General features: G+C 74.3%; 13 protein-coding genes. 9 read left to right on the forward strand and 4 right to left on the reverse strand.

Going from position 1 to position 12,627, the window contains the following annotated elements:
• Nucleotides 1-30: 30 nt before the first annotated feature.
• Nucleotides 31-957 (forward strand): DUF2510 domain-containing protein, encoded by a 927-nt coding sequence (locus ABZ659_RS14625; RefSeq protein ID WP_360218569.1) that lies wholly within the window; start codon nt 31-33, stop codon nt 955-957.
• 257 nt (nt 958-1,214) lie between these two features.
• Here the strand turns inward: ABZ659_RS14625 and ABZ659_RS14630 are convergent, their stop codons facing one another.
• Together ABZ659_RS14630 and ABZ659_RS14635 are read right to left on the reverse strand one after the other, a co-directional pair.
• On the reverse strand, nt 1,215-2,150 hold the full coding sequence (locus tag ABZ659_RS14630; RefSeq protein ID WP_360218407.1) for a hypothetical protein: 936 nt from the start codon (nt 2,148-2,150) through the stop codon (nt 1,215-1,217).
• A gap of 123 nt (nt 2,151-2,273) precedes the next feature.
• Nucleotides 2,274-3,476 (reverse strand): amino acid deaminase/aldolase, encoded by a 1,203-nt coding sequence (locus ABZ659_RS14635; protein ID WP_360218410.1) that lies wholly within the window; start codon nt 3,474-3,476, stop codon nt 2,274-2,276.
• Between the two features lie 231 nt (nt 3,477-3,707).
• Here ABZ659_RS14635 and ABZ659_RS14640 point away from each other — a divergent pair, with 231 nt between their 5' ends.
• Both ABZ659_RS14640 and mycP read left to right on the forward strand, forming a co-directional pair.
• Nucleotides 3,708-5,063 (forward strand): hypothetical protein, encoded by a 1,356-nt coding sequence (locus tag ABZ659_RS14640; RefSeq protein WP_360218416.1) that lies wholly within the window; start codon nt 3,708-3,710, stop codon nt 5,061-5,063.
• Nucleotides 5,060-6,232, forward strand: coding sequence for a type VII secretion-associated serine protease mycosin (gene mycP / locus ABZ659_RS14645; protein WP_360218420.1), 1,173 nt, complete (start codon nt 5,060-5,062; stop codon nt 6,230-6,232). The genes ABZ659_RS14640 and mycP overlap by 4 nt, the downstream gene beginning before the upstream one ends.
• A 33-nt stretch (nt 6,233-6,265) precedes the next feature.
• Here the strand turns inward: mycP and ABZ659_RS14650 are convergent, their stop codons facing one another.
• Complete coding sequence (locus ABZ659_RS14650) at nt 6,266-7,174, reverse strand: serine hydrolase (RefSeq protein WP_360218423.1); 909 nt, start codon at nt 7,172-7,174, stop codon at nt 6,266-6,268.
• 150 nt (nt 7,175-7,324) lie between these two features.
• Between ABZ659_RS14650 and ABZ659_RS14655 the strand changes: the two genes are divergently transcribed.
• On the forward strand, nt 7,325-8,056 hold the full coding sequence (locus ABZ659_RS14655) for an SseB family protein (RefSeq protein ID WP_360218426.1): 732 nt from the start codon (nt 7,325-7,327) through the stop codon (nt 8,054-8,056).
• Between the two features lie 18 nt (nt 8,057-8,074).
• Here the strand turns inward: ABZ659_RS14655 and ABZ659_RS14660 are convergent, their stop codons facing one another.
• Nucleotides 8,075-8,422: a DUF1844 domain-containing protein gene (locus ABZ659_RS14660; RefSeq protein ID WP_360218429.1), complete on the reverse strand. Its 348-nt coding sequence runs from the start codon at nt 8,420-8,422 to the stop codon at nt 8,075-8,077.
• 326 nt (nt 8,423-8,748) lie between these two features.
• Between ABZ659_RS14660 and infC the strand changes: the two genes are divergently transcribed.
• The 5 genes from infC (at nt 8,749) to ABZ659_RS14685 (ending at nt 12,481) form a co-directional block, all read left to right on the forward strand.
• The gene (gene infC / locus ABZ659_RS14665) at nt 8,749-9,462 is read left to right on the forward strand and encodes a translation initiation factor IF-3 (RefSeq protein WP_360218432.1); all 714 of its coding nucleotides are present in this window, start codon (nt 8,749-8,751) and stop codon (nt 9,460-9,462) included.
• A 121-nt stretch (nt 9,463-9,583) separates the two neighbouring features.
• Nucleotides 9,584-9,778: a 50S ribosomal protein L35 gene (gene rpmI / locus ABZ659_RS14670; RefSeq protein WP_007829094.1), complete on the forward strand. Its 195-nt coding sequence runs from the start codon at nt 9,584-9,586 to the stop codon at nt 9,776-9,778.
• A 94-nt stretch (nt 9,779-9,872) separates the two neighbouring features.
• Nucleotides 9,873-10,256, forward strand: coding sequence for a 50S ribosomal protein L20 (gene rplT, locus ABZ659_RS14675; protein WP_210922300.1), 384 nt, complete (start codon nt 9,873-9,875; stop codon nt 10,254-10,256).
• A gap of 206 nt (nt 10,257-10,462) precedes the next feature.
• The gene (locus ABZ659_RS14680; RefSeq protein WP_360218436.1) at nt 10,463-11,305 is read left to right on the forward strand and encodes an RNA methyltransferase; all 843 of its coding nucleotides are present in this window, start codon (nt 10,463-10,465) and stop codon (nt 11,303-11,305) included.
• Between the two features lie 54 nt (nt 11,306-11,359).
• Nucleotides 11,360-12,481, forward strand: coding sequence for an ATP-binding protein (locus ABZ659_RS14685; RefSeq protein ID WP_360218439.1), 1,122 nt, complete (start codon nt 11,360-11,362; stop codon nt 12,479-12,481).
• Nucleotides 12,482-12,627: the final 146 nt, after the last annotated feature.

The following is a 12,627-nucleotide window of genomic DNA, read 5'->3' on the forward strand; positions in this document are numbered from 1 at the left end:
GGGCCACGTCCTACAGTGGCCCGGGTGAGCATGACACCCCCGCCCGGCTGGTACCCCGACCCGCGCGCACCGCACCTGGAACGCTGGTGGGACGGCGCGGCCTGGACCGACCACCGGCGCACCCCCGGACAGCCGGTCACCACGGCCTCCCCCGCCCCCGCCGGCGGCGGCCGGGGAGGCGGTTCGACGGGTGTGAAGGCCGTCGCCCTCACCACCGCGGCGGCCGTCGTCGGCACCGCGATCGTCACCGGCGTGGTCCTCCTCGGCAGGGGCGACGACCAGCCCACCGGCCCCCGCACGGGCCCCACCGTCTCCGCTCCCGCCCCGGAGACCAGCGAGCCCTCGCCGTCCCCCGCGCCCGCCACCTCCGAACCCTCCGCCGACGACCCGTCCGTGGTGGTCGACGAGCTGAACGGCATCACCCTCCCCCTGCTCAGCGGCTGGGTCCGCCCTCAGTACATCAGCGACGAGGACGTCCTGATGACCACCGACGGCACCTACGACTGCCCCGGCGAGGGCAGCCTGTGCCGCCACGGCCTGGTCATCTCGCACACCGCGCCCCTGGAGGACGGCACGTCCCCCGAGGCGCTCGCCAAGGCCGACATCAAGGAGGCCGCCGAGGAGGCGTACGACCGCGACAGCCTCGACCGCCGCCCCTACGGCGGCCTGGAGTCCCACGAGGTCGTCAAGTCGGAGCCGGTCGCCGTCGCGGGCCGCGCCGGGTACCTGGTGCGCTGGAAGGTCACGACGGCCAAGGGCCCCGGCGGTTACGTCCAGTCGCTCGCCTTCCACTCCACCGTCGGCGTCGAGGCACCCGTCCTCGTCCGCTACGTCTTCGACGCGGGCGAGGACGGCCCACCCCTCACCGACATGGACCGCCTCACCGAGGGCATCCGCCCGATCGACGACGCGGCCACCGGCGGCGGAGTGGGCAGCAGCATCGGCCCGGAGGACTAGGGCGTGTCGCGGAAGTCCCGCCTGCCGCCCGACGCCCGGCACGCTCCCCCGAGCTCTTCGAGCAGGGGGTACCCCCACTCGCCGCACCGGACGAAAGCCCACGTACAACCAGTACGAGGGCTTCCGCCCGGCACGCCGAGAGCACGCTCCCCCAAGCTCTCGGCTCCGCTCGGGCAGGGGGGACCCCCATGACGCCGCTCGGCCCGCCCTCCGGGCGGACGACGGGACTTCCGCGACTCGCCCTGGGAACCCCCGGCTCAACGCCCCCCGGGCAGTTCCCCGTCGGCCAGCCGCACCGCGTCGGCCCGGCACACCTCCACGGTCCGTACGGCGCCCCCGGGCGGCGCCCACCGCACGGACTGGACGGCGGGCCCGTGCCGCTGGTCGAAGAAGCACCCGGCGCCCGACCCGGCGGTGTCCAGGCCCAGCCGCGCGTCCAGCCGGCCCAGCGCCGCGCGGCCCTCGGCCAGGATCCCCGGCACCTCCGCCACGGGGGCGCTCTTGGCGCGCTCGTACGCGTCCAACGCCAGCGAGTGGTCCGCCAGTTCCGGGTACGTGACGCCCACGGCGCCGGGCTGGAACGGATGCGCCGACAGCAGCGCACCGAACTCGGTGATCGCCCGCTCCGCGGCCCGGGCCCGCCGCTCGGGGTCCCCGGCCGCGGCCCGCTCCACCGTGCGCACGGGGCGGCCCGTCGTCGGGAGGACGGGCACGGGCGGCTCCGCCCGGCGCGGCCCGGCGGGCGCGGGCACCGGCCGCCGCGGCGCGCGGCCACACCGGTACACCGTCGTGGCCAGCACCGGCACAGTGGCGACGTAGAGGGCGGCCCACTGCACCGGCCACGGGACCTCCAGTGCCACGGCCACCACCACGAGCCACAGGACGAAGAGTCCGGTTCCCCCGCCCAGCGCGGTCAGTACCGCTCCGGCCCAGCGCGCCCCCCGCCTCGGCGCGGACGCCACGGCGAACCGCGGACGCGACGCCCGGTGGTACGCCGCCCCCATGCCCACCGCGGCCTGCGCCCACAACAGCACCGTCACCGCCCCGATGCCCACGCCCAGGTCACCGAGACGGAACATGGCGAACGCGACCACCATCTGGAGGAGCCCCGCCAGGGCCCCGTACCGCACCGCGAGCCGTACCGGCAGCCCGGCGTCCCCCCGCTCCCGGACCGTGCCACGCCCACCCGTCACCGACCCCGCCCCTCCCCGTCGTCCACCGTGTGGCCTGTCATGATCCTCCGGCGCGGCCGCCTCCTCCAGGTCCGGAAGTCCACGAACCGGCCCGTCCCACCTTGCCGACTCCCGGCAACGGCCTCACAGGAACGTGTGCCCCTCACCCCGGTACGTCGGCACGGTCGCCGTCACCTCGTCGCCCTCCACCAGGCGCAGCACGTCGAACCGCTCGCACAGCTCACCGGCCTTGGCGTGCCGGAACCACACCTTGTCGCCGACCAGCAGATCGTCGGCGGGCGCCCCCAGCAGCGGCGTCTGCACCTCACCGGCGCCCTCCTGGGGGTCGTAGCGCAGCCCCTCCGGCAGGTACGGCTCCGGCAGCCGGTCCCGGCCCGGCGCGCCCGACGCGGGATAGCCGCCGCCCAGCACGGTCACCACGCCCACCCCGGGCCGCCGCACCACCGGCGCGGCGAACAGCGCGGCCGGACGCCCCCGGAACGACGTGTAGTTGTCGAACAGCCGCGGCACGTACAGCCCCGACCCGGCCGCGATCTCCGTCACCGCGTCCTCCGCCGCGGTGTGCTGCACACTGCCGGTCCCGCCGCCGTTGACGAACTCCAGCCCCGGCGCCACCGCCCGCACCGCCCGCACCACCGCGGCCCGCCGCTCCGCCAGCTCCCGGCGCGCCGCGGCCTGCATCAGCCGCACCGCCCGCGACCGCACCGGCCGCCCGGCGACGGAGTCGCCCACACCGGCGACATGACCCTCGTACGCCATGATCCCCACGACCTCGAAACCCGGCCGCCGGGCCACCACCCGGGCCAGGTCCGCGACCTCGGCGGGGGAGTGCAGCGGGGAGCGGCGGGCGCCGATCCGCACCCGGCCGCCCAGCAGCCGCAGCGAGGTGTCCAACTCCAGGCACACCCGCACCACTTCACGCCCACCGTCGCGGGCCTCGTCGATCAGCCGCAGCTGGGCCGGGTCGTCGACCATCACCGTGACGGAGGCGGCGAGCTTGGGGTCGGCGGTCAGCTCGGCGTACCCGGCGCGGTCCGCGGACGGGTACGCGAGCAGCACGTCCTCGAAGCCGGAGCGGGCCAGCCACAGGGACTCGGCCAGCGTGAAGGACATCACGCCCGCGAAGCCGTCCCGCGCGAGCACGCGCTCCAGCAGCGCCCGGCAGCGCACGGACTTGCTGGCGACCCGGATCGGCTTGCCCCCGGCCCGGCGGACCAGATCGTCCGCGTTGGCGTCGAAGGCGGCCAGGTCGACGATCGCGAGGGGAGCGTCGAGGAGGGCGGTGGCCCGGTCGTAACGGGCCCGGTCAGTGGCGCGCGCAGTCATGAACGAAGCGTGCCAGACCGGGTTACCGCAAGGTAGGGGGATGTTCCGGGCAGATGCCCCGGCGTCGCCGACTGGTTCCCGTTCGACCGGCGGCAACCCGTAGAGTGACGTGCGGACACGGGGAAGACTCCGGTGGGACATCCGCACATCCACCGCGCCTCAGGGCGTACGACGTGAGAACGACGGCCCACGCACAAGGAAGCGGTCCGGGCAGAGGGAAACGGGGGGTGCATGAGCACAGAAGCCCAGCGCGCTCCCGTGCCACCACGCCCACCACGCCCCACCACACCCCCGCACACCCCGGCGCCCCGGGACACGGCGCCGCCGCCCGGGCCGCCCCCGCGCCCACAGGGGCCGCCCCTGCCCGCCGGCACCCCGGCTCCCCCGGCCGCCCGCTCCGACGCGGGGAACCCGGACGGCGACCGGGACGCCCCCGCCGCCCCACGCCGGGACGGCTCGGGGCCGCCTTCGCACACCAGCGGCTCCGGCCCCTCCACGCGTCCGGCCGACCGAGGTGACGGCTCCGCCCGCCCCACCGCCCCGCGCCTCCCGCGCCCGAGCCGCCCCGCCTCCGGTGGCCGCTCCCCGGTGCCCGCCCCGCCCCCGCCGCCCGCCTCCGCACGCTTCCCCGACACCGCGCCACCCCGGGGCGGCGGCGACACCGCGTCCCCCGAGGCCGCCGCGGAGACGACCACCCGCCTGCGGCCGGTCCCCCCACCCCCCGACCCGGCGCTCTCCTGGGGCGCCATGACCCCGCCCCCCGCCCGCCCCGTCGTCACCCTCGGACAGCCCGAGACCTACGACGACCAGGGGCGCCCCCGGTCGCTCAGGACCCGGCTGCGCGGCCGTACCGCCGCCGCGGTCGGCTGCGTCGTCCTCGGCCTCGGACTCATCGGCGGTGCCGTGACCGGCAGTTGGCTCACCGGCGACTCCGGGGAGGACGGCGGGCGCGGCGCCTTCACCGCCGCCGGGGAGCTGTGGCACAGCACCCCGGTCGACCGGCTCTTCCCGCCCACCGTGCAGGGCAGGGGCGCCGGACCCGGCGGCTCCGACCGCGCCTGGACCCGGATCGCCGTCGCCCCGGACGGCGACTGCGCGGGCGCCTTCGACCCGCTGCTGCGCAAGGTCCTCGCCCCGGTGGGCTGCGCACGCCTGCTGCGCGCCACCTACACCGACGCCACGCAGAGCCATGTCACCACCGTCGGCCTCCTCTTCACCGGCGCCGACGTGGAAGCCATGCGCTCCCTGGACGACCGCTTCGCACGCGAGGACCTCGACCGGCGCGGCGACCTCGTGCCCCGCCCGTACGCCGCCGAGGGCACCGCCGCCGCCCGGTTCGGCCCCGAGCAGCGCGCCACCTGGACCATCTCCGTGCTCACCGACGCCCCCGTCGTCGTGTACGCCGTCTCCGGCTGGGCCGACGCCCGCACCGTCGACGAGCCCGAGCCCGCCGCCGAGGCCAGGGCCTCCGGCGCCACCAGCGCCGCCGCCCAGGCGGGCCTCGGCCACGAGGCGCAGGGCCTCGCCGACCGCGTCGAGCGGGCGCTGCGCAAGAACGCCACCTCGCCCACGGAGCAGCCGTCATGACCGGCCCCACCCGCCGCGCCGGACTCCTCGGCTGTCTGCTCGCCGCCTGCCTCGCCCTGGTCCCGCCCACCGCCGCGCACGCCGACGGCATCCGCGCCCGGCAGTGGGCCCTGGACGCCCTGCACACCGAGCAGGCGTGGCAGACCACGCAGGGCGCCGGGATCACCGTCGCCGTCCTGGACACCGGCGTCGACGACCAGCACCCCGACCTCGTCGGCAACGTCCTCGACACCCAGGACCTGGTCGGCTTCGGCGCCGGGCGCGGTGACGAGACCTGGGCCAAGCACGGCACCGCCATGGCCGGGATCATCGCCGCGCACGGGCACGGCGTGAACAACGCCGACGGCGTCATGGGCATCGCGCCCGAGGCGAAGATCCTGCCCGTCCGCGTCATCCTGGAGGACGACGACCCGGCCCGCTCCAAGGCCCGCAAGTCCCGGGGCAACGCCCTCGCCCAGGGCATCCGCTGGGCCGCCGACCACGGCGCCGACGTCATCAACCTCTCCCTCGGCGACGACTCCGCCTCCGCGCACCCCGAACCCGCCGAGGACGAGGCCGTCCAGTACGCGCTGGCCAAGGGCGCCGTCGTCGTCGCCTCCGCCGGGAACGGCGGCGAGAAGGGCGACCACATCTCCTACCCCGCCGCCTACCCGGGCGTCATAGCCGTCACCGCCGTCGACCGCTACGGCACCCGCGCCTCCTTCTCCACCCGCCGCTGGTACGCCACCGTCAGCGCGCCCGGCGTCGACGTCGTCATCGCCGACCCGGACGGCAGGTACTACGAGGGCTGGGGCACCAGCGCCGCCGCCGCTTTCGTCTCCGGCACGGTGGCCCTGGTCAGGTCCGCCCACCCCGACCTGACCCCGGCGCAGATCAAGCGTCTGCTGGAGGACACCGCCCGCAACGCGCCCGTCAAGGGCCGCGACGACTCCCGGGGCTTCGGCTTCGTCGACCCGGCCGCCGCCCTCACCGAGGCCGCCCGCACGGAGCCGGAGGGCCTGCGCTCGGCGGCCTACGGCGCGGAGTACTTCGGCCCCGGCCCCGACACCCCCGAACCCGATTCCAGCCCGGCCGCCTGGGCGGGCCCGTTGGCGGGCAGCGCGGGCGGCGTCCTGCTGGTCGCGGCGGTGGTGCTGTGGCGGGGCCGGCGCTGGTACGGCGAGGACTGACATCCATAGGAGCATCCCGCCTCACCGCCCGCCTCAGGACCCGGACGCGCCCACCGCCCGCACCGCCGCCCCGGCCACCGCCTCGACCAGCGCCACCCCTCGCTCCTTCGTCGCGTTGCCGTCGGACAGCACCGCGAGCAGGCAGTCATGGCCGTCGGCGGTGACACGGCCGATGCTGTTGACGTCCCACAGCCCGGTCGCGGTGCGCGGCAGCCACCCGTTCTTCAGAGCCCACGACGAGCCGTCGGCGACCGCCGACACCCCCCAGTCCTGCCCGGCGTCGATCCGCCCCATCAACTCCCGGAGATACGTCCGCGAGGCGGCGCTCAGCTTGGAGTCGTCGCCGAACACCTGCCCAAGCAGCGTCAGTTGATCGGCTGCCGTGGTCCGGGTCAGCCCCCACAGTGTCCCGTCGCCGCCCTCGGTCGCGGTCAGGCCGAACCGCTCGTTGGCGGCGTCCAGCCCCTCCGCCCGCCCGATCGCGCGCCACAGCGCCGACGCGGACGCGTTGTCACTGCTGACGATCATCGCGGTGGCGTACGCCTCCTCGGCCACGGTGAGCCCCCGTCCGGCGTCCTGCGCCTGGAGCAGCAGCGCCGCGAGGATGTCGACCTTCACGATGCTCGCGGTGTCGAAGGAGCCGTCGCCGTACCCGGCGCGCTCCCCGGTCCCCAGGTCCAGCACCGCCACGGAGACCTCGGCGCCGTCCGCCACGGACACCTCCGCCATGGCCCGCGCGAGCAGCGCGTCCCGGTCGACCACCGGCTCCACCACGGTCTCCACCTGCTCCACAGCCGCCTCCCCGGTCGACGAAGCCGCCGCCGACGATACGACGCCCGCCCCGGAGTGCGCCCGCGCCTGGACGTAGCACGCCCCCGCCGTACCGCCAGCGATCACCACGGACGCGAGAGCGGCGCAGGCGAGGGTTCGAGGAGAGGCCATGCCCGCGATCCTGCGGGCGTTCGCTGTGCGGACCGTGGGACGGGGATGAGATCCGGGTCAGGGAAGGCTGAGGAAACCGTGAGCCCGGTGACGCCCGGGCGACCGGGCCCACCCGAGCCCGGCGGCATCCCCCCGATAGGGTCGGTGACCGTGGCGAACAAGAACATTCCCGACCCCGGCTACTCCGACGACGACGGCTCCGCCGACCCCCGGCTGAGCGCGGCGCTCGCCGCCTGGGCCACGGACCGCACCGCCGAGGGCCCCGTCCTGGAGGCCCTCAAGGGCACCCGGCTGCTCGTTCCCGTCGTCGCCGTGCTCGGGGAGGTGGAGGAGGACGAGAACGGGCTGCGCCGCGAGAAGACCAGCGACATGGCCGTACCCACCCTGAAGGCGCGGGGCCGCACCGCGCTGCCCGCGTTCACCTCCACCGACGCGCTGGCCCGCTGGGACCCGGCGGCCCGCCCCGTGGCCGTACCGCTGCACCAGGCCCTCCAGGCGGCGGCACACGAGAAGGCCGACACGATCGTCCTCGACCTGGCCGGACCGGTGCCCTACGAGCTGACCGGGCGCGCGCTGCTCGCGCTCGCCGAGGGCCGCACCAGCACCGACCCGCTCGGCGACCCGGCGGTCCTGGACGCCGTACGGGCCGCGGTGGCCGCCGAGCCCGGCGTGCTCCGCGCGCACCTCGCCCCGGGCCAGGCCGACGGCACCCTGGCCCTCGTCCTCGACCCGGCCGCCGACCCCGCCTCGGCCGCCCGCGCGGTCGCCGGGCGGATGGCCGCCGACGAGACACTGCGGGCCCGCCTGGTACGCGGTCTCGACCTGGCACTGCTGCCCGCCGGGACCACGCCACCGGGCGAGCCCTTGTACGTACGCGGTTGACCGTGAAGAGGGGGGCGGCTAGCCGTAGACCGGCCCGGTGTACTTCTCGCCCGGGCCCTGGCCCGGCTCGTCCTGGACCAGCGACGCCTCGCGGAACGCCAGCTGGAGCGACTTCAGACCGTCGCGCAGGGGCGCCGCGTGGAAGGAGCTGATCTCGGTGGCGCTCCCGTCCAGCAGGCCGGCCAGGGCGTGGATCAGCTTGCGGGCCTCGTCCAGGTCCTTGTGCTTCGCGCCCTCCTCGGTCAGACCGAGCTTCACGGCCGCGGCGCTCATCAGGTTGACGGCGACCGTCACGATCACCTCGACTGCGGGGACCTCGGCGATGTCGCGGGTCATGGCGTTGAAGTCGGGCGTCTCTTCACTCATGCGGTTCACCCTAGAGGCAGCCGGGCGCCCGGTCCCAGTCGGTCTCGGTTAGCCGTTCGGGGACCGAGCTGCTAACCTTGTGTAACGACCGGTCGGATTCGCCTGCCTCACGGCCCGCGAGCCCGGCCCACAAGTGGAGGCTTTCGAACTCCCACCTGATCGCCCTGCGGGCGGCAGGTCACCGGTCAGGCGGTCCCACCCGTTGTGGAAGGGATCGCCCGAAAGCGCGCCCCGCGGTCCCCGCGGCGGTGCTCCGGTAGTTCGAGGAGCCCCGCCTGTGATCGTCCGGGGCATTTTCTCTGTCTCGGCGCGGTTAGGTCTCATGTATGGAGAGACGTAACGCGGCTGTCCGCCAGACCGCCGTGTGGTGCTACCGAGGAGGATCCATCAGCGCCGAGCCCCGCATCAACGACCGGATTCGCGTTCCCGAGGTGCGACTTGTCGGTCCCAGTGGCGAGCAGGTGGGCATCGTCCCCCTGGCCAAGGCACTGGAGCTTGCGCAGGAGTACGACCTGGACCTGGTCGAGGTCGCGGCGAACGCCCGTCCGCCCGTGTGCAAGCTCATGGACTACGGGAAGTTCAAGTACGAGTCGGCCATGAAGGCCCGTGAGGCGCGCAAGAACCAGGCGCACACGGTCATCAAGGAGATGAAGCTCCGGCCGAAGATCGACCCGCACGACTATGACACCAAGAAGGGTCACGTCGTCCGGTTCCTCAAGCAGGGCGACAAGGTCAAGATCACGATCATGTTCCGTGGTCGCGAGCAGTCCCGTCCCGAACTGGGCTACCGGCTGCTCCAGCGGCTCGCGGAGGACGTCGCGGACCTCGGGTTCATCGAGTCGAACCCGAAGCAGGACGGCCGGAACATGATCATGGTTCTCGGTCCGCACAAGAAGAAGACCGAGGCGATGGCCGAGGCTCGCCAGGCGCAGGAGGCCCGCAAGGCCGAAGCGAAGGCCAACCCCGGTCGCTCGCAGAACGCCGCGGACGCCCCCGAGGAGCCCGCCGAGGCGTCGGCGGAGGAGCCGGCCGAGGCGTGATCCCCGGGACGCGCGCCCCCGCGTGCCGTCCCAGGCAGTAACCGAAACACGAGCGACGCTCCACCGTGCCCGGTCTCATGGCCGGGCACCGGAGCGCCACCCACGAGGAGAGAACGGCGCTATGCCGAAGAACAAGTCGCACAGCGGTGCCAGCAAGCGCTTCAAGGTCACCGGCTCCGGCAAGGTGCTCCGTGAGCGCGCCGGCAAGCGCCACCTGCTTGAGCACAAGTCGTCCCGACTGACGCGTCGCCTCACCGGCAACGCCGAGATGGCCCCGGGCGACGCCAAGAAGATCAAGAAGCTTCTCGGCAAGTGACATCGGGCGCACCCCGCGCCTGATTCCCGACCGGGACCCAATCGAACCCGGGCCGTGTGACGACCACCGCGGCCCCGCTACAAGGAGTTAAGAAGTGGCACGCGTCAAGCGGGCAGTCAACGCCCACAAGAAGCGCCGGGCGATCCTCGAGCAGGCCTCCGGCTACCGCGGTCAGCGTTCGCGCCTGTACCGCAAGGCCAAGGAGCAGGTCACCCACTCGCTGGTCTACAACTACAACGACCGCAAGAAGCGCAAGGGCGACTTCCGGCAGCTGTGGATCCAGCGCATCAACGCCGCTGCCCGCGCCAACGGCATCACGTACAACCGCTTCATCCAGGGTCTGAAGGCCGCGAACGTCGAGGTCGACCGCAAGATCCTCGCCGAGCTGGCCGTCAACGACCCGGGCGCGTTCGCCGCGCTGGTCGAGGTGGCGCAGAAGGCGCTGCCGAGCGACGTCAACGCGCCGAAGGCCGCGTGACGCTGCGCTGGCTTCGAGCCGACGTGACCCGACCCGCAGGTTTTGTCCTGCGGGTCTCGTCGTGTCGGGGTACGTAGTCGTCCGGCTGCGGGTGGGGGGTGGCTGGTCGCGCCCACGCGGCGGTGGCCGCACGTCGATACGGCCCCACGCCCCTTGAGGTGGGGCCGCTCGCGCCGGTCCAGGAGTTGCCGAAGGTGAAAGAGAACATGCCTGCCCCTGATCTCATCTCCCCCCGTTCCCCCCGTGTCCTGGCCGCCCGGCGGCTCGCCAAGCGGAACTTCCGGGGGAAGGAGCGGCTGTTCCTCGCGGAGGGGCCGCAGGCGGTTCGGGAGGCGGCCGGGCAGGCGGAGACGCTCGTCGAGTTGTTCGCCACCGTCGAGGCCGCGGAGCGGTACGCCGACATCGTGGGCGCGGCCCGGGACGCCGGGGCCCGGGTGCATCTCGCCCCCGAGCAGGTCATCGCCGACATCTCGACCACCGTCACCCCGCAGGGGCTGGTCGGGGTCTGCCGGTTCCTGGACAGGCCGTTCGAGGAGATCCTCGCCGCCCGGCCCAGGCTGGTCGCCGTCCTCGCGCACGTGCGGGATCCCGGCAACGCGGGCACCGTGCTGCGGTGCGCCGACGCCGCGGGAGCCGAGGCGGTCGTGCTGACCGACGCCTCCGTGGACCTGTACAACCCCAAGGCCGTACGGGCCTCCGTCGGGTCGCTGTTCCATCTGCCGGTCGCCGTCGGCGTCCCCGTCGAGCGGGCCGTGGCGGGGCTGCGGGAGACCGGCGTACGGGTGCTGGCCGCCGACGGCGCGGGGGACCGGGACCTCGACGACGAGCTGGACCGGGGCACCATGGGCGGGCCCACCGCCTGGGTCTTCGGCAACGAGGCGTGGGGGCTGCCGGAGGAGACCCGGGCGCTCGGCGACGCCGTCGTGCGCGTCCCCATCCACGGACAGGCCGAGAGTCTGAACCTGGCGACCGCCGCCGCCGTATGTCTCTACGCGTCGGCCCGTGCACAGCGCGCCGCCGGAGGCTGCCGCTCCGTCACCGAAGGCTAGTAGGGTGACCAGCTCGGGGGCCCATCTGGACAAGCCGAGAGGTGGGGTACGGGGATGAGCGTCGGCACGAGCAGCGCACCGGGAGCGCACCGGGCGCGCCCGCCCGCTGCCGTCGGCGGCCTGGGCGTCGATCCCGACGACCTGCCGGACGGACTCGTCGTCGCCGACGAGTACGGCAGGGTGGTCTGCTTCAACGCCGCCGCCGAGCGCATCACCGCGGTTCCCGCCGCCGAGGCCCTCGGCCAGCGGCTGGAGAAGGCGCTGCCGTTAGAGGACCTGGAGGGCAGGCGCTGGTGGCAGCTGACCGACCCGTACGGAGGCCTCGCCATCCGGGTCCGGCAACCCGAGCGGAACCTCCTGCTGCCGGGCGGGCGGGAGGTGCTCGTCGCCGCCCGCTACGTGCGCGCCGAGCCCACCGGGCCGGTCCAGCGCGTCGTGGTCTCGCTGCGGGACACCGAGGCCCGGCGCCGCACCGAGCGCAGTCACGCCGAGCTGATCGCCACCGTCGCGCACGAGCTGCGCTCCCCGCTCACCTCCGTCAAGGGGTTCACCGCCACCCTCCTCGCCAAGTGGGAACGGTTCACCGACGACCAGAAGCGGCTGATGCTGGAGACCGTCGACGCCGACGCCGACCGCGTGACCCGGCTCATCGCCGAGCTGCTCGACATCTCCCGCATCGACTCCGGGCGCCTTGAGGTGCGCCGCCAGCCCGTCGACATGGGCGCCGCCGTCGGACGGCACATCCAGGCGTACGTCGCCGCCGGGCTGCCCGCCGACCGGTTCCTGCTCCGCATCGAGCAGCCGCTGCCCGACCTGTGGGCCGACCCCGACAAGATCGACCAGGTGCTGAGCAACCTGCTGGAAAATGCGGTGCGGCACGGCGAGGGAACCGTCACCATCGACATCACGGCCACGGCGTCACCCCGCGAGGGGGAGGACACCGGCACGTCGGTCACCGTGAGCGACGAGGGCCCGGGCATCCCGGAGGAGTCCATGAACCGCGTCTTCACCCGCTTCTGGCGGGGCAGCAAGCGCGGCGGCACCGGCCTCGGGCTGTACATCGTCAAGGGCATCGTCGAGGCCCACGGCGGCACCATCACCGTCGGCCGCGCCCCCGGCGCCGGTGCCGAGTTCCGATTTACGTTGCCCGTGAGCGCTCCGGCCTATCTCGCCTGAGCAGCCCGCGGGCGCATCCGCGTATCCCCACCCCGTTAGACTCGGCCAATGGCACCTTTGTGTCCTGCTCGCGGCCCTTCGCGTCGATGACGGGGACTCCAGCCAGCCAATCGGAAGCACGGGAAGAGATGTCGGCACCGAATAAG

It is taken from the genome of Streptomyces sp. NPDC006997, from assembly GCF_040635175.1.
Taxonomy (GTDB): Bacteria; Actinomycetota; Actinomycetes; order Streptomycetales; family Streptomycetaceae; genus Streptomyces.

Bases quoted from the DNA above. Each gene is read 5' to 3' on its own strand.
- ABZ659_RS14640 (WP_360218416.1), top strand. From the start codon at position 3,708: ATGAGCACAGAAGCCCAGCGCGCTCCCGTGCCACCACGCCCACCACGC.
- ABZ659_RS14650 (WP_360218423.1), bottom strand. From the start codon at position 7,174: ATGGCCTCTCCTCGAACCCTCGCCTGCGCCGCTCTCGCGTCCGTGGTG.
- ABZ659_RS14685 (WP_360218439.1), top strand. From the start codon at position 11,360: ATGAGCGTCGGCACGAGCAGCGCACCGGGAGCGCACCGGGCGCGCCCG.
- mycP (WP_360218420.1), top strand. From the start codon at position 5,060: ATGACCGGCCCCACCCGCCGCGCCGGACTCCTCGGCTGTCTGCTCGCC.
- ABZ659_RS14635 (WP_360218410.1), bottom strand. From the start codon at position 3,476: ATGACTGCGCGCGCCACTGACCGGGCCCGTTACGACCGGGCCACCGCC.
- rpmI (WP_007829094.1), top strand. From the start codon at position 9,584: ATGCCGAAGAACAAGTCGCACAGCGGTGCCAGCAAGCGCTTCAAGGTC.
- infC (WP_360218432.1), top strand. From the start codon at position 8,749: ATGGAGAGACGTAACGCGGCTGTCCGCCAGACCGCCGTGTGGTGCTAC.
- ABZ659_RS14660 (WP_360218429.1), bottom strand. From the start codon at position 8,422: ATGAGTGAAGAGACGCCCGACTTCAACGCCATGACCCGCGACATCGCC.
- ABZ659_RS14625 (WP_360218569.1), top strand. From the start codon at position 31: ATGACACCCCCGCCCGGCTGGTACCCCGACCCGCGCGCACCGCACCTG.
- ABZ659_RS14680 (WP_360218436.1), top strand. From the start codon at position 10,463: ATGCCTGCCCCTGATCTCATCTCCCCCCGTTCCCCCCGTGTCCTGGCC.